Annotated in this window: 21 protein-coding genes and 1 tRNA gene; 6 read left to right on the top strand and 16 right to left on the bottom strand. The window is 36.8% G+C overall.

Features of this window, described 5'->3' with window-relative positions:
- Window positions 1-16: 16 nt before the first annotated feature.
- The 7 genes from Q0Y84_RS04945 to murB all read right to left on the bottom strand — a co-directional run bounded on the left by Q0Y84_RS04945 (window position 17) and on the right by murB (window position 6,596).
- The gene (locus Q0Y84_RS04945) at window positions 17-976 is read right to left on the bottom strand and encodes a CdaR family protein (RefSeq protein WP_297951429.1); all 960 of its coding nucleotides are present in this window, start codon (window positions 974-976) and stop codon (window positions 17-19) included.
- Window positions 973-1,815 (bottom strand): diadenylate cyclase CdaA, encoded by an 843-nt coding sequence (gene cdaA / locus Q0Y84_RS04940; protein WP_297951428.1) that lies wholly within the window; start codon window positions 1,813-1,815, stop codon window positions 973-975. The genes Q0Y84_RS04945 and cdaA overlap by 4 nt, the downstream gene beginning before the upstream one ends.
- Window positions 1,816-1,853: 38 nt before the next feature.
- Window positions 1,854-2,927, bottom strand: a complete 1,074-nt coding sequence (locus tag Q0Y84_RS04935) for an ABC transporter substrate-binding protein (protein ID WP_297951427.1) — start codon at window positions 2,925-2,927, stop codon at window positions 1,854-1,856.
- The gene (locus tag Q0Y84_RS04930) at window positions 2,924-3,739 is read right to left on the bottom strand and encodes an ABC transporter permease (protein ID WP_297951426.1); all 816 of its coding nucleotides are present in this window, start codon (window positions 3,737-3,739) and stop codon (window positions 2,924-2,926) included. Before Q0Y84_RS04930 ends, Q0Y84_RS04935 begins: the two co-directional genes overlap by 4 nt.
- Window positions 3,736-4,548, bottom strand: a complete 813-nt coding sequence (locus Q0Y84_RS04925; protein ID WP_297951425.1) for an ABC transporter permease — start codon at window positions 4,546-4,548, stop codon at window positions 3,736-3,738. Before Q0Y84_RS04925 ends, Q0Y84_RS04930 begins: the two co-directional genes overlap by 4 nt.
- Complete coding sequence (locus Q0Y84_RS04920) at window positions 4,538-5,635, bottom strand: ABC transporter ATP-binding protein (RefSeq protein WP_297951424.1); 1,098 nt, start codon at window positions 5,633-5,635, stop codon at window positions 4,538-4,540. Before Q0Y84_RS04920 ends, Q0Y84_RS04925 begins: the two co-directional genes overlap by 11 nt.
- Before the next feature lie 64 nt (window positions 5,636-5,699).
- Window positions 5,700-6,596, bottom strand: coding sequence for a UDP-N-acetylmuramate dehydrogenase (murB, locus tag Q0Y84_RS04915; protein ID WP_297951423.1), 897 nt, complete (start codon window positions 6,594-6,596; stop codon window positions 5,700-5,702).
- A gap of 95 nt (window positions 6,597-6,691) precedes the next feature.
- Here murB and Q0Y84_RS04910 point away from each other — a divergent pair, with 95 nt between their 5' ends.
- On the top strand, window positions 6,692-7,225 hold the full coding sequence (locus Q0Y84_RS04910) for a 3'-5' exonuclease (protein ID WP_297951422.1): 534 nt from the start codon (window positions 6,692-6,694) through the stop codon (window positions 7,223-7,225).
- A 36-nt stretch (window positions 7,226-7,261) separates the two neighbouring features.
- Here Q0Y84_RS04910 and tsaE read toward each other — a convergent pair whose 3' ends face one another.
- Genes tsaE through Q0Y84_RS04895 form a run of 3 tightly spaced genes read right to left on the bottom strand, consistent with a single transcriptional unit; the run spans window position 7,262 to window position 9,437 of the window.
- Window positions 7,262-7,741 carry a tRNA (adenosine(37)-N6)-threonylcarbamoyltransferase complex ATPase subunit type 1 TsaE gene (gene tsaE / locus Q0Y84_RS04905; RefSeq protein WP_297951421.1) on the bottom strand — a complete coding sequence of 160 codons (480 nt, stop codon included), beginning with the start codon at window positions 7,739-7,741 and terminating at the stop codon, window positions 7,262-7,264.
- Window positions 7,734-8,729, bottom strand: a complete 996-nt coding sequence (gene pta / locus Q0Y84_RS04900; protein WP_297951420.1) for a phosphate acetyltransferase — start codon at window positions 8,727-8,729, stop codon at window positions 7,734-7,736. Before pta ends, tsaE begins: the two co-directional genes overlap by 8 nt.
- Window positions 8,730-8,738: 9 nt before the next feature.
- A complete protein-coding gene (locus tag Q0Y84_RS04895) occupies window positions 8,739-9,437 on the bottom strand; it encodes a uracil-DNA glycosylase (RefSeq protein ID WP_297951419.1) in 699 nt (232 codons plus the stop codon).
- Window positions 9,438-9,504: 67 nt separating this feature from the next.
- Between Q0Y84_RS04895 and Q0Y84_RS04890 the strand changes: the two genes are divergently transcribed.
- Both Q0Y84_RS04890 and Q0Y84_RS04885 read left to right on the top strand, forming a co-directional pair.
- Complete coding sequence (locus Q0Y84_RS04890; protein ID WP_297951418.1) at window positions 9,505-10,377, top strand: Cof-type HAD-IIB family hydrolase; 873 nt, start codon at window positions 9,505-9,507, stop codon at window positions 10,375-10,377.
- Window positions 10,378-10,396: 19 nt separating this feature from the next.
- Entirely contained in the window at window positions 10,397-10,912 is a 516-nt protein-coding gene (locus Q0Y84_RS04885) for a hypothetical protein (protein ID WP_297951417.1), read from the top strand.
- A gap of 327 nt (window positions 10,913-11,239) precedes the next feature.
- On the opposite strand, the gene tpiA is transcribed toward Q0Y84_RS04885, so the two are convergent.
- The 4 genes from tpiA to Q0Y84_RS04865 all read right to left on the bottom strand — a co-directional run bounded on the left by tpiA (window position 11,240) and on the right by Q0Y84_RS04865 (window position 15,449).
- Window positions 11,240-11,998 carry a triose-phosphate isomerase gene (gene tpiA / locus Q0Y84_RS04880; RefSeq protein ID WP_297951416.1) on the bottom strand — a complete coding sequence of 253 codons (759 nt, stop codon included), beginning with the start codon at window positions 11,996-11,998 and terminating at the stop codon, window positions 11,240-11,242.
- Between the two features lie 24 nt (window positions 11,999-12,022).
- Window positions 12,023-13,234, bottom strand: coding sequence for a phosphoglycerate kinase (locus tag Q0Y84_RS04875; RefSeq protein ID WP_297951415.1), 1,212 nt, complete (start codon window positions 13,232-13,234; stop codon window positions 12,023-12,025).
- A 114-nt stretch (window positions 13,235-13,348) separates the two neighbouring features.
- Complete coding sequence (gene gap / locus Q0Y84_RS04870) at window positions 13,349-14,365, bottom strand: type I glyceraldehyde-3-phosphate dehydrogenase (RefSeq protein WP_005718691.1); 1,017 nt, start codon at window positions 14,363-14,365, stop codon at window positions 13,349-13,351.
- Between the two features lie 52 nt (window positions 14,366-14,417).
- Window positions 14,418-15,449, bottom strand: coding sequence for a sugar-binding domain-containing protein (locus Q0Y84_RS04865; RefSeq protein WP_297951413.1), 1,032 nt, complete (start codon window positions 15,447-15,449; stop codon window positions 14,418-14,420).
- A 248-nt stretch (window positions 15,450-15,697) separates the two neighbouring features.
- Between Q0Y84_RS04865 and Q0Y84_RS04860 the strand changes: the two genes are divergently transcribed.
- A tRNA-Arg gene (locus tag Q0Y84_RS04860) sits at window positions 15,698-15,769 on the top strand.
- A gap of 65 nt (window positions 15,770-15,834) precedes the next feature.
- Here Q0Y84_RS04860 and Q0Y84_RS04855 read toward each other — a convergent pair.
- Window positions 15,835-17,370, bottom strand: coding sequence for a bacterial Ig-like domain-containing protein (locus Q0Y84_RS04855; protein ID WP_297951412.1), 1,536 nt, complete (start codon window positions 17,368-17,370; stop codon window positions 15,835-15,837).
- A 166-nt stretch (window positions 17,371-17,536) separates the two neighbouring features.
- Here Q0Y84_RS04855 and Q0Y84_RS04850 point away from each other — a divergent pair, with 166 nt between their 5' ends.
- Window positions 17,537-18,970, top strand: a complete 1,434-nt coding sequence (locus tag Q0Y84_RS04850) for an amino acid permease (protein WP_297951411.1) — start codon at window positions 17,537-17,539, stop codon at window positions 18,968-18,970.
- Window positions 18,971-19,036: 66 nt separating this feature from the next.
- On the opposite strand, the gene Q0Y84_RS04845 is transcribed toward Q0Y84_RS04850, so the two are convergent.
- Window positions 19,037-20,665: an SH3-like domain-containing protein gene (locus Q0Y84_RS04845; RefSeq protein ID WP_297951410.1), complete on the bottom strand. Its 1,629-nt coding sequence runs from the start codon at window positions 20,663-20,665 to the stop codon at window positions 19,037-19,039.
- A gap of 185 nt (window positions 20,666-20,850) precedes the next feature.
- Between Q0Y84_RS04845 and clpP the strand changes: the two genes are divergently transcribed.
- Complete coding sequence (clpP, locus tag Q0Y84_RS04840; RefSeq protein WP_005718663.1) at window positions 20,851-21,435, top strand: ATP-dependent Clp endopeptidase proteolytic subunit ClpP; 585 nt, start codon at window positions 20,851-20,853, stop codon at window positions 21,433-21,435.
- The last annotated feature ends 128 nt before the right edge of the window (window positions 21,436-21,563 follow it).

Raw genomic sequence — 21,563 nt, 5'->3', positions numbered from 1 at the left:
AACAACCTTTCTCAAATTAATTATTAGCATTCTTTACTTTAATTGATATCTGTACTTCTGTAGGATCAATTTTAGCAACTCCCTTAGGCAAAACTAAAGGATAATTTTTTATAGTCGAAGAAGTAATTCCTTTCAGATCTATATCAACATCTAACTGCTTAATTTTGGCTAGTGTTGCTTTTTGTCCATACAAAGTCACTTCATCATTTTTAGCAGAAACTGAATAGACCTTATTATTCTCTTCATTCTTAGGCTTCAAATTCAACTTAACAGTTTTCTTTGAAAGTGAAATCGGAAGACTCGCTTTTGCCGTTGCTGGGTTAATCACTACGTTTAATTGACGTTTTTTACTATCTTCAGCTACTAAAATAACTTGACGCTCATAAGAATGATTAATGCCATTAGGTAGTGGCAGCTTAGCAACAATCTGATCAATTTGGTTTACTTCGCTTCTAGAACCAGTAACTTCAACCTGTTGTGGATCGACGCTAGCTGAACCAATATTATAGCCATTAGCAACAGCATTTTTATTATACTCTATTTGAACAGGCATGGTACGAGATTTTCGCCGTTCAATGTCCACATTAACCGTTGCCGGATTGATTGTGTAAGATAATTGACTATTTAAGCCAGTAACTTCGACTTTTACAGTCTGTTTTCCAATCTTTTTATGAGTTAAATCAATATAAGCCCGGAAACTTTGCGTGTTAACGGTCGAAGTAACTAATGCATTAGAGCCTTCCAAAGTTATTTTTACCTTTTCGGGGTAACCAACTACATAATATTTATCCGTATTAACTGAAACTTGTAAAGGAACACTGATCGTTTGTGTCTCATTAGCCGTTTGCTGGGTCTTTTTTGGTTCGCCTTGGGTCACAAAACCAGTCTGAGTTGAATCAATATAGACTACCAACAAAATAGCAAATAACAATGAAATTACTTTGATAACCCAACGTTTATCCCAAAAGTTTTTCATCGACCTGCACCCCATTTCCAGACCTTGTTAATCACCCGACGAATCCAAGGTATCTTTTTTTCTTCTTTAGGCACAAGTTGTGCATTCAAATATTTCAAATATTCTTCACGTGACAAATCTACTAAAAAACGACCATTTCTAGTAATAGTTACGCCACCAGTTTCTTCGGAAACAACAATGGTAACTGCATCGGTTACTTCAGAAATACCAACTGCAGCTCGGTGACGCGTACCCAAGCGCTTAGGAATCATGCTGTTATCTGATAACGGCAGATAAGCCGCCGCAACGGCAATACGATTATTGTTAATAATTACCGCACCGTCATGCAACGGGGTATTAGGAATAAAGATATTGATTAGCAATTCGCCTGTAATATCGGCATCAAGCTTAATTCCAGTTTCAATATAATCATCTAATCCTGTATCTTGTTGAATTGTGATCAAGGCACCAATTCTTCTTTTAGACATATATTGAATTGCCTTATCTAGTTCCTGCACCATTTTAACTGACTGAGCGTGTTCACTTTCGCCTCGACCGTTAAAAATGGGCGTTCGTCCCAAACGTTCTAGCCCACGCCGAATTTCTGGTTGAAAAATAACAATAATCCCAATTACTGCCCAAGAAACAATTTGGTCTACAATATAGGTTACTGCATGCAATTGAAGCAAACCGGCAACAATTCTCACAATAAAAATAAAAACAATCCCTTTTGCTAATTGTACTGCCTTGGTTCCTCGAATTAACATGATTAAACGATAGACTAGAAACCAAATTATTAAAACATCTAATGCAATGGAAAAATTATCCCAAGTAAATAAATTGGAAATGTTAAAATGCATTGATTACTCCTTTCTTTTCTAATTATAACCGACCCAATTCATCGTGCATACATTTTAAATTCTAAAAATAGGTCATTATATTCCTGCATCTTTTTAGGTCCTAAATCTTTAAAGACCTGCAAATTTTTCAGTGTACTTTGGGCAGGATAAAATTGGCGATTATCGCTAACTTTTTTAGGCAATAATTTTTGAGCTGCGATATTTGGTGTAGCATAGCCAACATATTCTGCATTTTGTGCAGCATTTTTGGGTTCAAGCATAAAATTAATAAATTTTAATGCTGCCTTTTTATTTTGAACAGTTTTAGGGATAACAAAATTATCAAACCATAAATTTGAACCTTGCTTAGGCACTACATAATGTAAATGCGGATTTTGTTCCATCATTTCATGTGCCTCACCAGACCATGTCACGCCAATTGCCGCTTCATTTTGCACCAAATACATTTTCATTTCATCCGAAATAATCGCCTTAATATTAGGGCCTAAGCTATTAAGCTTAGTTTGTGCTAAATGTAATTTAATGCTTGAGCTAGTATTCATTGAATAGCCTAAAGAAACTAATGCCATTCCCATCGCATCTCTAGCTGAATCAACTAACAAAATTTGGTGACGATATTTTTTACGCCACAAATCATTCCAAGTTTTTATTGAGCCCTTTTTGATAAATTTATCATTATAGACAATCCCTAATGTCCCCCAAAAATATGGCACCGAGTAATCATTATTTTGATCAAATGATTTATGCAAAAAACTTTTACCAATATATTTCATATTAGGAATTTGTCTTTGATCTAATCGATCAAGCAAATGAGCCTTACGCATCTTGGTTACCATGTATTCGGAAGGAATAGTTACGTCATACGCCGTTCCACCTTGTTTAATTTTAGTATACATTGCTTCATTAGAATCAAACGTTTCATAAACTACATGATAGCCAGTTTGCTTTTCAAACTTTTTAATTAATTGGGGATCAAGATAATCGCCCCAGTTATAAATAATTAAACTTTGCTTATTTCCGCCAGTAGCCGACTTTTCTAAATGATGAGCTAAGCCCCAAAGACCTGCGCAGGCGATTAAAATTGCTGTAATCGCCGCTATAACCTTTTTCATTTAACCCAGCCTCCCATCACCCGATGATTCTTCTTTCTCCCCTTTTTAGTGGTGATGAAATAATATATTCCTACAAGCAGTAAAACAAATAAAAACATTACTGTACTCAAAGCGTTGATTTCAAGATCAATCCCCTGTCTTGCCCGAGAATAAATTTCTACAGAAAGAGTAGAGAAGCCATTTCCTGTTACAAAGAAAGTCACAGCGAAATCATCTAAGGAGTAAGTCAAGGCCATGAATAGACCTGAAAAAATTCCCGGCATAATTACTGGAATCAAGACATCACTAAAAACTTGCCATGAATTGGCGCCTAAGTCGCGTGCCGCATCAATTAACGACATATCCATTTCATTAATTCGCGGTAAGACCATTAAAACTACAATTGGAATCGAAAAAGCAATATGACTTAATAAAACAGACCCAAAATTTAACCCGATTCCTAAAGCGGTAAAGAAGATCAAAAAGCTAGCTCCGATAATAACATCAGGCGAAACCATTAAGACATTATTCAAAGCTAAGGTCGTTTTTTTGTTAGACTCTTTTTTCATTGCTGCGATGGCAATTGCGCCAAAAGTACCAATAATGGTCGCAATTAAACTAGAAAGAAGGGCTAATAAAATTGTTTCTAAAAAGATTGCTAATAAGCGATTGTCCTGAAATAAAGTTTGATAATGAGCCAAAGTAAAATGCTCAAATTTATTCATATTTTTGCCACTAGAAAATGAAAAGTAGATCAAATAAAAAATTGGCACATACAGCAGAATCAAGATAAATGTAAGATAAATTCTGGCTACTAAATGACGATTTCTCATAGATCCACCTTCTTTCGTCTAGCCTTTCTACTAGTAATTAACATAACTATTACCATCAAAACGATTAAAACAACGCCAATCGTTGCCCCCATATTCCAATTCATCGTCGTCATAAAGTATTCTTCAATAGCAGTCCCTAGTGTAATTACGCGATTGCCGCCGATTAATCTAGTAAGCATAAATAATGATAATGACGGAATAAAGATAGCCTGTACTCCACTTTCTACACCCGGACGAGACAGTGGCCAAAGTACATAGCGAAAAGTTTGCCATTTGCTAGCGCCTAAATCTTCTGAAGCTTGAATAACTGCTGGATTGATTTCTTTAATCGCATTAAAAATCGGTAAAATCATAAAAGGAATTTCAATATAAGTAGCTACAAAAATAAAAGCAAAATCGGTAAATAAAATATTTACTGGTCCTATCCCAAATAAGCGCAAAAATTTATTCACCAAACCATCATTACCTAAAATGCCAATAAAAGCATAGGCTTTAAGCAAAAGATTGATCCAAGTCGGTAAAATAATTAACAGAAGCCACAGCTGTTGATTTTTCATTTTTGTTAAAAAATACGCTGCCGGATATGAAATGATCAAAGTTAAAAAAGTTATCAAAAATGCATACCAAAATGAATTAAGCATCATTTTTAAAAAAGTACCATTTCTAAAAAACTCAACATAATTCTTCAAGGTAAAAGTATTGCTGCTATCAGTAAATGAATACCAGAGGATCAATAAGATTGGCAAAATAACAAAAAGAATAATCCAGAGTAGATATGGAATCATAAAAAACATTTTTTTATTTTTCATTCTCATCTGCCTCATATTTTTCTAGTCGAGCATCAAAATCACGCTGACTTTCATTAAGTCGCATAACATGGATATCTTCTGGATCAAAAAATAGCCCAACTCGTTGTCCTAATTTAACCCCATTAGTAGAATGAATCAGCCATTCATTTTCATTGGCATCAATCGCCTTAATTTCAAAGTGATCGCCTAAAAACAATTGCGTTTGCGCTGTAACTACGATCTTGCCATCTTCAGGCTTAACAATATCTAAATCTTCAGGACGGATAACAACTTCTACCTTTTCATTCGGTTTCATTCCACCATCGGCACACTTAAACTTGTTATTGGCAAACTCTACCTCATAGTCATGGATCATTCGCCCAGATAAAATATTGGAATCACCAATAAAACGGGCCACAAAGTCATTAACTGGCTCATCATAAATTGCTACCGGATTTCCACTCTGTTGAATTTGACCATCATTTAAAACGAAAATTTCATCACTCATTGATAAGGCTTCTTCTTGATCATGGGTAACAAAAATAAAAGTTATTCCCAATTTCTTTTGAATTGCTCGCAGTTCAAACTGCATGTCTTTTCGTAACCGTTTATCCAAAGCTGATAATGATTCGTCTAACAGTAAAACTTTAGGTTCATTTACAATTGCCCGCGCAATCGCAACTCGTTGCTGTTGCCCACCACTAAGCTCTGAGATTTCACGATTAGCATAACCATCTAGTCGCACCATATGCAGAGCTTCTTTAACGGCAGGTTTAATTTCATTCATCGGTTTTTTCTTAATTTTTAGCCCAAAAGCCACATTTTGAAAAACATCCAAGTGTGGAAACAAAGCATAATTTTGAAAGACTGTATTAATATGCCGCTTGGAAGCATCGAGATTGGTAATATCTTGACCATCGAAGAACACTTGTCCACTCGACGGTTGAGTAAAGCCAGCAATAATACGTAAAATAGTCGATTTACCTGATCCACTAGGACCAAGTAATGAATAAAATTTACCAGATTCAATAGTTAAATTAATATCTTTAAGAGCTACAAAACCATCATCATACTTTTTGGTAATGTGCTTTAATTTGATAATATCCATTCCCATCCCCACATAAAAATAAGCTGCAAGCCTTCCAGCCTGTAGCTTGTTTTGCTAGATTATTTTATTTTTCTTTACCAATAATTCTTACTTCAGTTTGTAAATCAAGACCAAATTTTTCTTTGATTACTTTTTGAATCAGGTGGATCAAATCAAGATAATCAGTAGCTGTTGCTCCGCCTTTATTCACAATAAAGCCAGCGTGTTTAGTAGAGTCTTGTGCACCACCAATTTGCTTACCTTGCAGTCCTGCCTTGATGATCATTGGTCCCACAAAATGACCCGTTGGTCGCTTAAATACACTACCACAGGATGGATATTCTAGCGGTTGCTTATAGCGACGTAAAGCATTCAAATAATGCATTTGATCTAAAATTTCCAGCTTATTACCTGTTTTAAGTGCAAAAGTTGCACTTAAGACAATATCACCATTTTCTTGGACTAATGAATGGCGATAGGAGAAATTCATTTCTTCATTAGAATATGTTTTAAACTCTCCTGCTCTGGTTAAAACATTGACGCTTTGAACGACTTCTTGCATTTCTCCGCCATAAGCCCCAGCGTTCATAAAGACACCACCGCCGATACTGCCTGGAATACCTGCAGCGAATTCCATGCCACTTAAGCCATGATGTGCCGCAGTAAAGGCTGTATCAATAATTCGTGCACCAGCATCAGCTGTAACTTGATTACCTGTTACTTTAATTTCTTTTAATTCAGTTAAAATAATTATTAAACCATCAATTCCGCCATCACGAATAATCAGGTTTGAGGCATTGCCAATGATTGTTAATGGAATCTGTTTTTTACGTGTAACTTCCACCAGTTGCTCTACTTCGTTAACATTTTTAGGAAAAGCAACAAATTCAGCTGGACCGCCTGTTTTAGTGAAAGTATACCTGCTTAATGGAATTTGCTCTTTAATATCAATTCCTTGTTTTTTCAAATCAAGTAATTCCATGATTAGCCTCCTTAAAGTTTCTTGTACTATTTTACCGCAGAAAACAGTTAGCTTCATTAATATTAATGATATACTTCCTTATAAAGGAGATTTTTATGAATTTTATTGCAATGGACTTCGAAACGGCCAACCATTATCCAGAAAGTGCTTGTTCACTGGCTCTAGTTATGGTCAGAAATAATAAAATTGTTGACCGCTTTTATACAGTAATTAATCCACAAATGCCATTTGATGCGCGTAATATTCAGGTACACCAAATTACAGCTGACGATGTAAAAAATGCCCCGACAATGGCTGAAGTTTGGCCGCATATTAAAGGTTTATATCAACCAGGAATGCTGGTTGCCGCCCATAATGCTCGCTTTGATACTAATGTTATGCGGCAAAGTCTAGCTCGATATGGAATTGAAGAACCGCATTATTTGGTAATCGATACTTTAGCTACAAGTAAATTACTTGAGCCAGAACTCCTCGATCACAAATTAGATACAGTTTCTCAAGCACTGGATGTTGAACTTTGGCACCATCACAATGCCTTAAGTGATAGCGAAGCATGTGCTGGTATCTTAATCAATCAAGAAAAAGAATTCGGTGATGAAGCTATTAAAAATTTAGTTTATCAAATTTAAAAGATCTCTAGGGAAAAGTTCCTAGAGATCTTCTTTTTATTCATCAAATTCTGTTAAGACATTTTTGACCCACTCTTCATTGCGTTTACCATGTGGATCAAATTCTACAATCCGCTTAGTTGAAGCCCAGCTATCATCTACGCGCGTAATCGTTAACTGTAAATACTCATTTGGTAAATCAGCCATTACTAATTGTGGCCATTCAATTACTACCAAACCAGGCTCAGCCAAATAACCTGCCAAATCAATTGAAGAAAGATCATCATTTTCCAAACGATAAAAATCCATATGGAAAAGTGGCAATTTTACTTCGCGATATTCACGGACAATTGTAAACGTAGGGCTCTTAACAGGGCGCCTTACCCCTAACTCTCGTCCTAGTCCTTGAGTCATCGTTGTTTTACCAGCACCTAAATCACCATTTAATAAAAGCAAATCATGGGGCCGAGCTGTCTGGGCTAAAGTTGCACCTAATTTTTGCATTTCTGCCGCAGAATTAATTTCTAATTTAGTCATTATTCTTGTCCTTTGCTAAAACTTGTGCAGCGGTAACAATAGCTAGATCATAAATATCTTGTTCACTGCATCCCCGTGACAAATCATTCACCGGAGCAGCCAAACCTTGTAAAATTGGGCCTACTGCAGTAAAACCACCCAATCTTTGCACCATCTTATAGCCAATATTACCAGATTGCAGTTCTGGGAAGACGAAAACATTTGCATGTCCTGCTACCTTTGAACTCGGAGCCTTTTTTTCACCAACAGCAGGCACAAACGCAGCATCAAATTGCAATTCCCCATCAGCTGGAATTTCTGGGTGATTCTTTTGGAACATTGCAGCTGCATCATGAACCTTATCAACCATCGGACTTTCAGCTGAGCCTTTAGTTGAAAAACTTAAAAAGGCAACTTTAGGATCAATTTCGGCCATCTTGGCAGTTAATGCAGATTGATAGCCAATTTCAGCCAAGGTTTCTTCATCAGGATCAATATTAATTGCACAGTCCGCAAAAATATAGCGTTCATCACCCTTTTCCATTACAAAGGCACCTGAAACGCGGTGCATCCCTTTGGCAGCATGAATTAATTGCAATGCTGGCAAAACAGTATTAGCAGTTGAATGCGCAGCTCCAGAAACCATCCCGTCTGCTTTGCCCATTTTAACTAACATCGTGCCAAAGTAATTTCCTTTAGCCAGCTTAAGTTTGGCTTCTTCGATACTGATATCTTTTCTTCTAGCTTTAACGAATGCTGCAGCCATTTGGTCAAGCTCAGCATAATTATTAAGATCATAAATTTTAACATCAGCTAAATCTAAATTATGCTCCTTAGCCAATTTAGCAATTTCATCAGGATTGCCAATTAAAATTGGTTCAATAATACCATCTTTATTTAAATTAGCTACAGCAGTGAGAACTCTTAAATCATCACTTTCAGGAAAAACAATTCTCTTTTTATCTTGTGCAGCTTCAACTTGCTTTTTAAATAATGAAAATACGCTCATCTTTACCTCTTATGCTAAATCAGATTTACTTACTGTTTCCGGTAATTGCCAATCAATAGGTGTTTCGCCAAAATTCTTTAACGCCGTATTACAACGCGAAAATGGTCGCGAACCAAAGAAACCACGATCAGCTGAAAATGGACTTGGGTGTGAAGATTTAATAATAAAATTTTGGCTTTGATCAATTAATGGAATTTTATTTTGAGCAAATCTTCCCCATAAGATAAAAACTACCTTGCCTCGCTCACTGAGAGCCTTAATTGCTGTATCAGTGACATTTTCCCAGCCTTTACCTTGATGACCATTAGCGTGCCCATATGGTACTGTTAAAACGGCATTTAAAAGTAGCACTCCTTGATCAGCCCATTTCTTTAAATAGCCATGATTAACTGGCCTAGCTCCGACATCATCGTACAACTCTTTATAAATATTTCTAAGTGATGGTGGTAAAGTCGTGCCTGGCATGACCGAAAAACTCATCCCATTAGCTTGACCCGGATTATGATATGGATCTTGACCTAAAATAACCACTTTAGTTTTGGCAAACGGTGTCAACTTAAACGCTGTAAAAATATGATACATATCAGGATAAATTTGCTTAGTAGCATATTCTTCTTTTAAGAAATTATGTAATTCGTGATATTTCTCACTTGCAAAGACAGGGTTCAATATTTGATCCCAATCGTTGCCAATTAATGCTTTAGCCAAGTGTTACCCCCTCTTTTCTTATCCTCTTTATGGTATCATTAATTTAATAATAAATGGGAGAAAAATTATGATCAAATTAGTTGCTTGTGATCTTGATGGCACACTTTTCAATTCAGACATGACGGTTTCACCTGCTAATGTAAAAGCTGTGAAAAATGCACAAAAGAACGGAATTGAGTTTTTAATTGCTACCGGCCGTGCTCCACGTGAATCGCGTTCAATTTTAAAAAAAGCTGATTTGCATACTGGCTTTATTAATCTTAACGGTGCTCTAGTTTTTAATGAGAACAACCAACTTATGATTAAACATAGTATTTCTAAACCTAAAGCCCAACAGTTAGTTCAATTATTGCATCAAGCAGGCTTCTATTTTGAAATTTTGACTACTAATCAAGTATACAGCGAAGATTTAAATCAACGTATCGCCAATGTCGCTCACTTAATGGTAGATTTAAATCCTTTATTCGATTTTAAGCAGGCTGTTGCAATTTCTGCTGGTAATCGGTCCATCATGAACATGAAACAAATTAACAGCTTTGAAGATTTACTGAAAGATCCTAAAATAGAAGTAATGAAGATCATTGCCTTTGATGCTCGCGGCCACGAAGCTTTTGTAGATATCAAAAAAGAAATTGCTGCAATTGGCGGCCTAGTAGTTACCTCAAGTTCATCTTCAAATATTGAGATTAATGATTATCATGCACAAAAAGGTATTGCTCTACTGGACTATGCTAAGTTAAAAGGAATTAAACGAGAAGAAATTGCCGCAATTGGTGATAACTTGAATGATGAAAGTATGATCCAAGCAGCGGGTACTGGCGTAGCAATGGGAAACGCTATTCCAACAATCAAAAATATAGCTCAAGTTGTTACCAAGAGAAACAATGAAGATGGTGTAGCTTATATTTTAAATCGATTTATTACAAACAATAATATTTAAAGATATGAGGTGAGTAAGTATGCGATTTTGGCTAGAACTTGATCAAGAAAAAGATTACGGTCAAATTCCTGTGCTTAATCAGGATGGTAAAGTTGAATTTTTTATTCAAGGTAATCTCGATAATCCTAACCACACTTTATACTTAAATAATCTTCATAAACAAGAAGTGGGCCGTCTTTTTTCTGATGGTGTCGGGTTAATTTCTTCTTTTACAATTGATGTCGTTAATCACTCTTTAGTTGGGGTTAAAAAGCTAAATACGCCAACTGCCAATATCTTTTATCTAACTCAATTAAAATATATTGTTACAGGCAGCATTAAACGCGGAACATATACTTTTCGCTCTGGAATCAAAAGTGTGGCAAGTGTTCAAACTATTATGGGCGACCGCGGCGGCGTTTTGATTTGTGACATCACTAAGCCTGAAGATGTGCCTTTTATCCTTTTAACTTCCGTCCTGTTTACCCAATGGCATGTCACACCTTTAAAATTACCTACTTTTCCACCAATTGGCTTTGAAGTAAATCCTAACTAAAAAAGCAGTCATGAAAAATCTTCATAACTGCTTTCCTAGAAAGTGATATAGATATAGATGTATCTTCTGCCATAAAGTTTGTATTTATTAAGTAATAAGGAATTATTAGGCAGAGACTGAATAATGAAGGTTCAATTAAACTAATTCAACCTCCACTGAATATTATACTTTGTTCAGCTAAAAATACAAGACCTAGCTGTTATTATTTTATAATAAATTCACTTATCAAAAGTATCTTTGCAGCCATCTTATAGCTTAATAATTTGTTATTTAAATATACATAAAAATAGCTTCCGCAAATGCAGAAGCTATTTTTATTATCATTAATTAGTCTTGGTAGTTTACCAATTCTAAGAATGATTCTGGTACTAATGAAGCACCACCAACTAAACCACCGTCAATATCAGGCTTAGCCATTAATTCCTTAACGTTAGCTGGCTTTACAGAACCACCGTATTGAATACGAACGTTTTCTGCAGTTTCTTCATTGTACAAGTCCTTAACAGTTTCACGGATAGTCTTGCACATTTCTTCAGCTTGGTCCGATGAAGCAGTCTTACCAGTACCAATAGCCCAGATTGGTTCATAAGCAATTACCAGTGAAGATACTTGTTCAGCAGTAAGACCATCTAATGCAGCCTTAATTTGAGCAACTACCCATTCTTCTTGCTTGTTAGCTTCACGAGTTTCAAGTGATTCACCACAGCAAATAATTGGCTTCAAACCATTAGCAAAGATAGCCTTAGCTTTCTTGTTAATGTCTTCATCAGTTTCGTGGAAGTAGCCACGACGTTCTGAGTGACCAATAATTACATAGTCCATACCCATTTCTTTGAGGACCTTTGGTGAAGTTTCACCGGTGTAAGCACCTTCGTCTTCAAAGTAGCAGTTTTCTGCACCGATGTGCAAGTTTGAACCCTTAGCTGCTTTTCTTAAAGCATCAAGGTCAACTGCAGGGGCACAAATAAGTGATTCAACCTTACTTGGATCTGGCAACTTATCCTTAACAGCATCAACGAATTCAGTAGTTTGATCTGGATTCATGTGTAACTTCCAGTTACCAGCAATAATTGGCGTACGACTCATTAATCTATTGTCCTTTCCTTACTATTACTTGTCTGAAACGCAAGCGATACCTGGCAATTCCTTACCTTCAAGGTAGTTAAGTGAAGCACCACCACCGGTAGAAATGTGGGTAATCTTAGGAGCAATACCTAATTGCTTAGCAGCAGCAGTTGAGTCACCACCACCGATAATAGTAGTTGCGTCCTTAAGGTCTGCCAATGCACGACCAACTTCCAAAGTACCTTCTGCAAAGTTAGGCATTTCGAAAGCACCCATTGGGCCGTTCCAAACAACAGTCTTAGCATCCTTTAAGATGTCCTTGAACTTTTCAACAGTCTTAGGACCAATGTCAAGACCCATCATGTTATCAGGAATATCATCACCAACAACTTCGCGTGAAGCATCGTTTGAGAATTCAGTAGCAGCTACGTTGTCTACAGGAAGAACGATCTTGTCGCCAGCCTTCTTAAGCAAGTCCTTAGCAAGGTCTACCTTATCAGCTTCAAACAATGATTTACCGATCTTGTGGCCTTGTGCTGCTAAGAAGGTGTAAGCCATACCACCACCGATTAAGATGTGGTCTGACTTAGGAATTAAGTTTTCGATAACACCAATCTTGTCTGAAACCTTAGCACCACCAAGAATAGTTACGAATGGGTGAACTGGGTTTTCAACAGCATCACCTAAGAACTTGATTTCCTTTTCAAGCAAGTAACCAGCTGCTGCAGGCTTGCCGTTTTCCTTCATAGCAGTTGCAATACCAACGTTTGAAGCGTGACTTCTGTGTGCAGTACCAAAGGCATCATTTACAAACATGTCGCCAAGACTTGCCCAGTATTCGCCAAGCTTAGGATCGTTACCTGATTCACGCTTGCCAAAGTCGTTGTCGATATCTTGGAATCTAGTGTTTTCAAGAACGATAACGTCGCCATCCTTCATGTTGTTGATTGCGTCTTCAACTTCTTTACCTTCGTTTGCAGGTACAAAAGTTACAGGCTTCTTAAGAAGTTCACTTAAACGTTCAGCAACTGGCTTTAATGATAATTCCTTCTTGTCAGCATCTGACTTAACACGACCTAAGTGGCTGAGTAAGATTGCCTTGCCACCATGTTCAATGATGTACTTAATAGTAGGAAGTGCAGCAACAATACGGTTGTCGTCACCAATAACACCGTCTTTAATTGGAACGTTGAAGTCTACACGAACTAAGACCTTTTTGCCTTTAACATCAAGATCGTCAACGATTAATTTAGCCATTATAATCCTCCGATTATTTTGATATTTTTTCTTCAAAAAAAGGCGGAAGGAAGAATCTCCCTCCGCCTTCTCAATTACCACTTAACTATATAATCAGTTAATTAAAATTAATGATTAAAGAGTTGCAAAGTGTAATAAAGTACGTACCATTTGGCAAGTGAATGAGTATTCGTTGTCGTACCAAGCAACAGTCTTAACTAATTGCTTGTCACCTGCAGTGGTTACCATAGTTTGAGTTGGGTCAAAGATTGAACCAGCAGTCATGTTAAGAACATCGCTAGAAACAATGTGGTCACCGTTGTAAGCAAATGATGGGCTTTCGTACTTCTTCATAGCTTCGTTAACTTCGTCAGCAGTAACCTTCTTGCTCAAGATTGATACTAATTCAGTTTCTGAGCCATCTGGAACTGGAACACGTTGTGCGTGACCGTTCATCTTACCGTTCAAGTTAGGCAATACTAAACCAATAGCCTTAGCTGAACCAGTAGTATGAGGAATAATGTTTTCAGCAGCAGCACGAGCGTCTTGTTCCTTACCACTACGTGAAGGGCCATCCAAAGTCATTTGAGTACCAGTGTATGCGTGGATAGTAGTCATAGTGGCAACTTCAATACCAAATTCCTTGTCCAAAGCGTTAGCCATTGGTGCAAGTGAGTTAGTAGTACATGAAGCAGCTGAAACAATCTTGTCATCAGCAGTCAAAGTGTCTTCGTTTACTGAGTAAACGATAGTCTTCAAGTCGTTACCAGCTGGAGCTGAGATCAATACACGCTTAGCACCTGCATCGATGTGAGCTTGTGACTTAGCCTTGCTAGTGTAGAAACCAGTACATTCAAGAACGAAGTCAACACCATCGTTCTTAACCCATGGAATGTTTTGTGCTTGTGGTTCTGCGTATACGTGGTAACTCTTACCGTCAACTACGATTGAATCTTCAGTTGATGAAACTTCGTGGTTGAAAGTACCATGAGTAGTGTCGTACTTAAGCAAGTAAGCAAGCATTGCTGGAGTAGTCAAGTCGTTGATAGCAACAACTTCGATGTCCTTTGACTTTTCGCCAAGGTCCATAATACGACGGAATGCTAAACGACCGATACGGCCGAAACCGTTAATACCAATTTTAACTGTCATAACCTAAAGTCCTCCTTAAGAACTATAAACAACATTTATTTTAAACGGGATTTTATTTCCCCTTTAAAATCATATTTGAGGCGCCTTCATCAGTAATTAACCAGGTTTGATGAGGCGCATTAGGCATATAAGCTTTAATTGCTTGAGCTTTTCTAGCACCACAAGCAAAGGCAAATATGTGGGGTATTTTATTCAGGTTTTCAAACTGCAATCCAACCTGGGTAATGCGGTCGACAACCTTGCCATTTTTATCGAAGAAACACCCGAAACATTCGGTAACGGCTTTTTTCTCTCGAAGTTCAGACAGCTTAATTGAATCATAGCCTCTGCGCTGTGCCATTTCGTGTGCTAGTCCAATACCATGAATCACAGCATCACTTTGAGAAATATCTTGCAGAACATCCGAAATCGAGGATTCACGAATTAATGATTTGTAAGCATCGGCTGAAACTTGTTCAGGTAAATACAATGTCTTATATGTACCTGAAGTTTTAGCAGCCATCTCTTGGACGATTGTATTACTTTGCGTTTCTACATTTTCGCCCAAGGCTCCTCGACCTGGAACAAATTCTAACTGACGGTTATTAGCTAAAGCCGGTGACAAATATTTAGCCGATTTAGCTAACGCCGCTCCACCTAGAATTGTAACTATTGAATGACCTAATGGCAAGAGTAAATTTAAAGCTGAGCTTAACTTCTCTCCCATCTCTTCATATACTCGATCTTGTAGATCAGCATTGCCTGGAACAATTAAAGTTCGTTCAATCCCCAGCTTTTTAGCTAAGGCAACTTCTGTCTCACCAGCATTGAAAAGTCGGTCAATCAACGGCCCTGCATCTTGTAATGTTTTCTCGCCCTTTTCAGTTAAAAACATGCCAAAACTCTTAGTTTCAATCAAACCTAACTGACTTAAATATTCAGTTTCAGTTCTAATGTTTCTCTCTGAAAGCCCTAAATGCTGAGCAACACTCCGCCGACCAATTGGTGCATGCAGTGAAATCTGCTCAAGGACAAGATACCTTTGTCGAAGAATCTTTAAGACGTCAGGAACGAGTGCTTCGAGCAAAGAAAAGTCCGAATCCATCGTTCCCTCCTTTCCATGGGACGGCTTCCGACCAGCTATGTGTCGTTTTGTGTCCCAGAATACTTAAAAATATAAGAGAAACGTACTTCTTCATTCAATTCATACATTTCTCACTCGACATTGTTAGTATAACAATGTATTTTTCGTAATTCAAGAAAAAGATGCACGATTTTTAAAAAGTCATAAGTTAAATAAAATCATTTTTATTTCAATCGTTTTTTTGATATACTAATTTTTGTGAGTCACTTGGACCCTTAGTGTAATGGATCGCACATAAGATTCCGGTTCTTAGAATCTGGGTTCGACTCCCAGGGGGTCCACACATAAAAAAGACCGCTGTTCGTATGTAATTACGAATAGCGGTCTTTTTGTATTTTATTATTTTTTACTTAGTCTTAGCAGTTAACAATTCTGCTCGTTGTGCTAATTCAGTATATAGAGTAGAGCCTGAAACGGAGAGACCTTCGATTTCACGTTTAGTGTTAAAGTGATATCTGCCTTCATAACTACCATTTTCGCCTACACGGAAAATATAATCATTAAAGCCAATATAGAATTGGTTGTGATTTGAGTCATATGCAAATCCTTGTACTGGTGAACCAGTAACAAAATCACTTTGAGTTGAGCCAACTTCTTCTGGTGTCCAAGTATCACCACTTCTTGTTAACTTCCAGTATTCATATGAGTGACGACCACCATTGTGGAATAAAGCATACATTGTATTGTCGCCTACAAAAGTTGCGTTGTGGAAATAACGAGGATAGTCACTACCACCATTCCAAGTTTTAACGGTCCAAATCTTGTTGATCTTCATGTCACTCTTTCTTACTTGCATAATTTCTTCTGAAGCAGTAGAATTTGCAGTCTTATTGTTATTTGCCAAAACATAGATATAACTTGCAGAAGATCCTAAAGATTGACCATGACCCAACTTAATATATGGGGAAACCTTAATATTATTAGCATAGCTCTTAAAAGTACTCCATCCCATTGTAGTTAAGTTTTGTGCAGCATATTTGCTCTTAAGTGCATTTAAATTATAAGAAACAAGGCGTCCTCTTGAATCGCCACTGCTTGTATACATAGAAGCAGTAAATACGCCATTATTTACGGTAATTCCTTCAGGGATTACTCCAACTTGACCCATTGCATCAGCAGATTGACCATAGCCTAAACTAACAAAACGAGGTTGATACAACCGTGTACGTAAAGTAATACCGCCACCGTTATAAGAGTTTGAACTTGTTTCTGAACGATAGCCATGTGCACGGTTCCAATTTCTTGATGATCCCTTTGAACCACCGTTCCAAGTATGAACTGCCTTAGGGCCCTTCTTAGCTGAGACATCGGCACTAGCTATACCTTCATTTTTATCAGAACGAACTGTGACATTAACGCTTGCCTTAGCCTTGCCATAAGAATATTCTACTTTAGTAGTACCCGATTGGCCTGAATTAATTGAACCGCGAGAAACACTAACCCGGTCAGGGTTAATTGCCGTTCCTTGACTATCAGTTACATAGTTAATTGCATCCCTTGTTGGGAAACTGTAATTGCTATTGTGGACTAAACTAACATCATTAGCTACAGAAATTTGATTTCTAGCAAAAAAGTTTTGACTAACCCAACCTACATTACGGCCATCAACAATGATGTTCCAAAAGTTTCCTTTTTTAGTAGAAACATATTTTTTAGATTGAATTTGACCGTGCTTAAAGTACTTAGTAGAAGTAAATTTACCACTAGGACCCTTGCTAGAAACATTATGATAAATAGCATAGTTGCCATTACCTGCAATCTTGGTAACAGCCTTACTATAGCTTTTAGCATCAACACTCTTACCTTGATTCATTGCTAAAAAACTACCAACCAATGCAGCACTCGCTACAAAAGTCAATACTATTCTTTTCCCTTTTTTCATCTCATATTCCTCCTATTTCAAAAAATCACGTTCATTTTATCACAGATATATCAAATAAGAACATGATTTACAAAAAAATTCCTTTATTAGCATACTTTGAAAACGCTTCTGGTATATAATTAAAAAGTTCACATAAATATATTTATTAATAATAGGGAGAAAATTTATGATCGAATCACAAACTAATCCCAAAAAGATGATGTGGACTACCTTAGCAATGATGGCTTTCTCCACGGTGTGGGGATTTGGTAACGTTGTTAACGGTTATGTCTACTTTGATGGAACAAAGGTCATCTTTAGTTGGGTCGTTATGTTCCTTCTCTACTTTGTTCCTTATGCCTTAATGGTTGGTGAGCTCGGAGCTACCTTCAAGAACGCCGAAGGTGGGGTTTCATCTTGGGTTAATGCTACCATGGGGCCAAAATGGGCTTATTACGCTGGTTGGACTTATTGGGCCTGTCATATTGTCTACATTTCCAGCAAGGGTACTGGTGGTTTAAGAGCTATGGCTTGGGGTATTTTCGGTAATACCAGATGGTATGACGGCTTACCTACTGCCTGGACTCAATTTGCCACATTAGTAATCTTTTTATTTTTCTGTTGGGTTGCTAGTCGTGGGATTCCGGTCCTTAAAGGTTTAGCCACTGTTGCTGGTTCTTCCATGTTTATCATGTCTATTCTATTTATTATCATGATGTTCGCAGCACCAGCTATCAATCCTGGTGCAGGATTTCACACAATTGACTTTAACTGGAAGAATTTAATGCCAACCTTTAACGTTAAATACTTTACTTCACTTTCAATCTTAGTATTTGCCGTTGGTGGCTGTGAAAAGATTTCACCATATGTTAATAAAGTCCAAAATCCATCTAAAAACTTCCCTAAAGCAATGATGGCTTTGGCAATCATGGTTATGATATCTGCCATCTTAGGTACTTTTGCAATGGCTTTAATGTTCGATCCTAAAGTAGTTAACGCCAATTTAAATGAATACATCTCAAACGGTGCTTACATGGCTTTCCAAAAATTAGGCGAGTATTACCACGTTGGCGGATTATTCATGTACATCTACTCCTGGTGTAATGTAATTGGTCAATTTTCAACTTTAGTAATTAGTATCGATGCTCCATTAAGAATGCTTTTAGGCAGTAAAGAAGCCAAAGAGTTTATTCCTAAGAGCTTGATGAAATTAAACCAGCATGGTGCTTATATTAACGGTATTTGGATGATCGTGATTTTGTCTGGAGGATTAATTGCAATCCAAGCTTTAGTTCCTAATGCTCAAGCGGTTATGGCACAATTGGTTAAATTAAATTCCACTACAATGCCACTTCGTTATCTTTGGGTATTTGCGGCTTATGTTGCTTTAAGAAAACAACAACAAAAGTTCCAAACCACTTACCAAATGACTAAGCATCAAGGTTTAGCCTACACTGCTGGTATTTGGTGTTTTGTAGTTACTGCTGCTTGTTGTATCTTTGGTATTTATTCACCAGATCCATTCACATTAGTTTTGAACATCTTAACTCCAATCATTTTAATTGCTTTAGGATTGATTTTACCAGCAATTAAAAAGTATCAAGATGCTAAAAATAAATAAAAGACAGTATAAAAAAACTCGGAATCTCATTTGATTCCGAGTTTTTTATTTAAACTAATTGACTAATTATTTACTCAATTTTTGATTACTTTCAAGCAATTCAGCACGTTGAGCTAAGTTAGCATAAAGATGATTATTGTAAACTGCAATACCTTCAATTTCACGTCCAGTGTGGTATTGATAAGTATCCTTTACTTTACCATTAGTAGCTATCTTAGCAATAACATCATTAAAGGCAAGATAGAAGTTATTATTCTTAGCATCATAAGTAAATCCTTGAGTGTAAGTGTTAGATACAATGCCGCCCTTAGTTGCACCTACCATAGTTGGGTACCAGTTATCGCCCTTACGGTTGAATTCCCAGTATTCAGTTTGATCTTTTTCCTTATTGTAAAGAGTAGTGTAAAGTTTGTGATCATTTACTACAACACCATTGTTAAAGTAACGACCTTCTGAGTTGCTACTATTTACACATTTAATAGTCCAAATCTTGTTAATGCACATGTCACTCTTACGGATTTGGATCAATTCCTCTGACAAGTTACTCTTATATGAAACCTTGTTATTGTTGTTTAAAACATAAATATACTTATCAGTTGAACCCATTGCTTGACCGTGTCCAATTGGGATATATGGACTAACTTTAATATTTTTAACATAAGAATTAAACTTCTTTTGTTTCATATCAAGCAAATATTGACCGTTGAAAGCATTGGTCAAGTGGTTCAAATTGTAACCCACAATATGTCCATTACTAATAAGGGTGCTGCTGAGCAAACTAGTGTAAAGCCAGCCATTTGACATGGTAATACCTTCTGGAATATGACCTACACGGTTAATATAGTCGTCATCCTTAATATTACGCACAACACTTAATAAAACTGGTTGGAAGAAGCGCGTCTTAAAGTCTAATTTATCACTATCACTGTCGTAATTATGCTTATTTTTATCAGGAGTAAAGTCGGTCTTAGTTACATAGTTAGCAGAACTGCCGTAATAAGTTTTCCATGACTTTAAATTTCCATCAAATGGTTGAGCTTGAACACTATCAGCGTCAGTAATGCCTTCTTTAGTACTCTTTCTGATTGTTACTTTCACAGTTGCTTTAGCACTACCGTAGCTATACTTAACATTTTGCGTACCTGGCTTTGAACAATCAATCGAATCTGTTGAGATGTTGATATCTTGGACGTCAATTACGGTACCCATGCTATTCGTCACATAGCTAACCGCATCAGTTGGATCAAATTCATAATTACTATTTTGGACTAAGCTAACAGTCTTAGGAACAGCAATTGTGTTTCTAGTAAAGTAGTTTTGGTTAACATAACCTACTTTTCGTCCATTGACATAAATACGCCAGTAAGTTGCATCATGTGTCTTAATTCTCTGATCGGATTGAATATGTGCATATTGATAGTCTCTAGCATCAGCAATCTTGCCACTAGGCTTACCATTACTAATCTTTTTGTAAACAGGATAACTCTTGTTACTACCTACTTTAACCATTAAGTTATAAGAGGTACTTGTTTGAGCTGGTCCCTTCTTAGCATTAGAATCAGTCTTTGCAACATCTGTATTACTATCAGTAGTCTTGGAATTATCTGCAAATACAGCATTTGTAGAACCTATTAACAAACCAACACCAAGAGCTACAGCTGATGTAGCACTTAAAAATTTATTTGAATACTTCAAACCTATCCTCCATATCTCATATTTTGTGTTTTACCTCTACATTATAATATATAAATACTATTAGCTAAAATACATTTTTATTACCATTGAGCTTCTTTATTTGACACTTTTATTACGAAGTGATTTAATTAGCACTGTACTCAAAAGAGTGCTAATTAATACGAAATCAATTAGGAGGCAAATTTATGCTAGTACCTACAGTTATTGAACAAACTGCTCGTGGTGAACGTGCTTATGACATTTACTCACGCTTATTAAAAGACAGAATTATCATGCTTAGCGGTGAAATTAATGACCAAATGGCTAACTCAATCATTGCACAATTACTCTTCCTTGACGCTCAAGACAACACCAAGGATATTTCACTTTACATTAACTCACCAGGTGGTGTAATCACTTCCGGTTTGGCTATCATGGATACCATGAACTTTATTAAGTCAGACGTATCAACTATTGCAATTGGTATGGCAGCTTCAATGGCCTCTATCCTTTTGACTAGTGGTACCAAAGGTAAGCGTTTTGCACTTCCTAACTCAACTGTTTTAATTCACCAACCATTAGGTGGTGCTCAAGGTCAACAAACCGATATTCAAATTGCAGCTAATGAAATTTTAAAGAGCCGTAAGAAGATCAACGAAATCTTACACGAAACTACCGGTCAACCTTTAGAAAAGATCCAAAAGGATACCGAGCGTGACAACTACTTAACTGCTGAAGAAGCTAAGGAATACGGCTTGATTGACGAAATTATGGTCAACAAAAAGAAGTAATTAAGTATCAGATTTAAAAAATTATTCACACTAAAAGGAGCTTGCTTATATTGGCTCTTTGTCAAATCCTGTTGATAATGAGTAAATGAATAGAATCAAGCAACCATTAAAAGGCTGTTTGGTTCTTT

It is taken from the genome of uncultured Lactobacillus sp., from assembly GCF_947367125.1.
Classification (GTDB): domain Bacteria; phylum Bacillota; class Bacilli; order Lactobacillales; family Lactobacillaceae; genus Lactobacillus.
This window is presented reverse-complemented; position numbering and strand designations above follow the sequence as displayed.

Excerpts from the sequence above, each read along its gene's own strand:
- tsaE (WP_297951421.1), bottom strand. The coding sequence starts at position 7,741 with ATGACTAAATTAGAAATTAATTCTGCGGCAGAAATGCAAAAATTAGGT.
- Q0Y84_RS04850 (WP_297951411.1), top strand. The coding sequence starts at position 17,537 with ATGATCGAATCACAAACTAATCCCAAAAAGATGATGTGGACTACCTTA.
- Q0Y84_RS04855 (WP_297951412.1), bottom strand. The coding sequence starts at position 17,370 with ATGAAAAAAGGGAAAAGAATAGTATTGACTTTTGTAGCGAGTGCTGCA.
- Q0Y84_RS04890 (WP_297951418.1), top strand. The coding sequence starts at position 9,505 with ATGATCAAATTAGTTGCTTGTGATCTTGATGGCACACTTTTCAATTCA.
- pta (WP_297951420.1), bottom strand. The coding sequence starts at position 8,729 with ATGAGCGTATTTTCATTATTTAAAAAGCAAGTTGAAGCTGCACAAGAT.
- tpiA (WP_297951416.1), bottom strand. The coding sequence starts at position 11,998 with ATGAGTCGTACGCCAATTATTGCTGGTAACTGGAAGTTACACATGAAT.
- gap (WP_005718691.1), bottom strand. The coding sequence starts at position 14,365 with ATGACAGTTAAAATTGGTATTAACGGTTTCGGCCGTATCGGTCGTTTA.
- cdaA (WP_297951428.1), bottom strand. The coding sequence starts at position 1,815 with ATGCATTTTAACATTTCCAATTTATTTACTTGGGATAATTTTTCCATT.
- Q0Y84_RS04885 (WP_297951417.1), top strand. The coding sequence starts at position 10,397 with ATGCGATTTTGGCTAGAACTTGATCAAGAAAAAGATTACGGTCAAATT.
- murB (WP_297951423.1), bottom strand. The coding sequence starts at position 6,596 with ATGGAATTACTTGATTTGAAAAAACAAGGAATTGATATTAAAGAGCAA.
- Q0Y84_RS04925 (WP_297951425.1), bottom strand. The coding sequence starts at position 4,548 with ATGAAAAATAAAAAAATGTTTTTTATGATTCCATATCTACTCTGGATT.
- Q0Y84_RS04945 (WP_297951429.1), bottom strand. The coding sequence starts at position 976 with ATGAAAAACTTTTGGGATAAACGTTGGGTTATCAAAGTAATTTCATTG.
- Q0Y84_RS04930 (WP_297951426.1), bottom strand. The coding sequence starts at position 3,739 with ATGAGAAATCGTCATTTAGTAGCCAGAATTTATCTTACATTTATCTTG.
- Q0Y84_RS04935 (WP_297951427.1), bottom strand. The coding sequence starts at position 2,927 with ATGAAAAAGGTTATAGCGGCGATTACAGCAATTTTAATCGCCTGCGCA.
- Q0Y84_RS04920 (WP_297951424.1), bottom strand. The coding sequence starts at position 5,635 with ATGGATATTATCAAATTAAAGCACATTACCAAAAAGTATGATGATGGT.
- Q0Y84_RS04910 (WP_297951422.1), top strand. The coding sequence starts at position 6,692 with ATGAATTTTATTGCAATGGACTTCGAAACGGCCAACCATTATCCAGAA.
- Q0Y84_RS04875 (WP_297951415.1), bottom strand. The coding sequence starts at position 13,234 with ATGGCTAAATTAATCGTTGACGATCTTGATGTTAAAGGCAAAAAGGTC.
- clpP (WP_005718663.1), top strand. The coding sequence starts at position 20,851 with ATGCTAGTACCTACAGTTATTGAACAAACTGCTCGTGGTGAACGTGCT.
- Q0Y84_RS04865 (WP_297951413.1), bottom strand. The coding sequence starts at position 15,449 with ATGGATTCGGACTTTTCTTTGCTCGAAGCACTCGTTCCTGACGTCTTA.